This window comes from Peptoniphilus sp. BV3C26, from assembly GCF_000478985.1.
In the GTDB taxonomy this organism is placed as follows: domain Bacteria; phylum Bacillota; class Clostridia; order Tissierellales; family Peptoniphilaceae; genus Peptoniphilus_B; species Peptoniphilus_B koenoeneniae.
Genome location: NZ_AWXB01000010.1, coordinates 1 through 1,635 on the forward strand (window position 1 = coordinate 1; position 1,635 = coordinate 1,635).

General features: G+C 30.6%; 1 protein-coding gene. It reads right to left on the reverse strand.

Going from position 1 to position 1,635, the window contains the following annotated elements; genetic code table 11:
- Nucleotides 1-185: 185 nt before the first annotated feature.
- The gene (locus tag HMPREF1253_RS01375) at nucleotides 186-1,355 is read right to left on the reverse strand and encodes an IS110 family transposase (protein WP_023054965.1); all 1,170 of its coding nucleotides are present in this window, start codon (nucleotides 1,353-1,355) and stop codon (nucleotides 186-188) included.
- Nucleotides 1,356-1,635 lie beyond the last annotated feature (280 nt).

A 1,635-nucleotide genomic window follows, 5' to 3' on the forward strand; every position in this document is an offset into this window, starting at 1 on the left:
GAAAGACTAACTATTAAAAGTCAAGAGGTAAAATGCTAAAAATATAAGAATTGATATTGATAAAAACTGAATAAAAATAAGCATGAAAAAATACCCTAGAGTTTAAGAATTTAAAAATAGGGTTAGCAAGGTTTTTAACCTTAAAATTGTAATTTTTTCAAAAATCAGTTTGCAATAAAACAAAACTAATTTTGTACTTGATAAGGTTCATCTTTAGTAAGAACAGCAAAAATAGTATGACAAAGCTTTCTAGCAACAGCATTGGTAGCAACTAGATGATGTTTTCCTTCACTAATCTTTTTTTGATAATAATCTGAGAAAACAGGATCACAAAATTCAGCTCTAAGAGCGGATTGAAAAAGAGCACGCCTTAAGTAAGGAGAACCTCTTTTACTCATATGATTGTAAGTAGATTCATATTCTCCAGACTGAGAAACGCTAGCATCCAAACCAGCATAAGCGACAAGTTTAGAAGGATTAGAAAATCTTTTAATATCTCCAATCTCACCTAATATAGTAGCTGCATTAACAGAACCGATACCTGGAATAGTAGTAATTGGAGAATTAAGTTTTTCAAGCAATAGTTCAATTTCATTTTCAACATCAGAAACCTGCTTTTGAATAAAAGAAATTTGCTCAATAAGTATTTTGATCTGAAGACTAAATGAATCCAGACAGAAATTAATACCAAAAGAAGAAGAAGCCTTTTTAGAAAGCTCATCAATCTTCTTAGAAGCATAGTTTTTCTTAGAAACAGATTCAAGAAAAGTATTCAAATCATCAGAATTAATATCCTCAAAATCAGAAGGAGTAGAGAAATTTGAAAGAATTTCCTTAGAAGTCTTCCCAAAAATATTACTAAAAGAAGAGGCATATTCAGGAAAAACTTGATCTAAAAGTGCAATAGTTTTTCTTTTAAGATCGCCAATTGAAGAAATGAGGTAAGACCTAAATCTGGAAAGATTTCTCAAAGACAAATAATCTTCATTAGAAAGCGAAGTCTCAACGAAATCTCCATATCTAAGAAGATCAGCTATTAAAAGAGAATCAATAACATCAGTTTTTCTCTTTCTAATCTCAATACCTTGTCGCCAACCGTCAGTTTGGATTGGATTGATAACACGAACAGTAAAGTTTTTTTCGACAAGATATGAGTATAGAGATAACCAATAATGACCTGTAGCTTCCATAGCAACTTCAAGTTCATTTTTGAAAGCTTCTAGTTTAAGGATTAAACTCTCAGCACCATCAATGGAATTTGAAAAAGAAAAAGCCTTAAAAATAACCTTTTTCTTGTCATCAACTAATGAAGCAACATGAGTATTTTTGCCAATATCGATACCTAAATAAAACATTTGAACCTCATAAAAAAGTATTTTAGATAGACACCTCAAAATCTAATAACGTTACTGCCTTATGGTATATACGAAGTACCCTGAAAGGGTCAACATCTAACTTATTCGTAAACAGTTAAAAGATTAGAGGACTCACTCTTTCAATTACGAGATTAAATCTCAAGGAAGTGACGAGTACACTCTATCTAATAACAATATTATACAGCAAACCTGAATAATACTTAGTCGAAAAAGGGTTATAGGTTACCTTTAACAACCTAAATACATTATATAAGGAAGT

Bases quoted from the DNA above. Each gene is read 5' to 3' on its own strand.
- HMPREF1253_RS01375 (WP_023054965.1), bottom strand. From the start codon at position 1,355: ATGTTTTATTTAGGTATCGATATTGGCAAAAATACTCATGTTGCTTCA.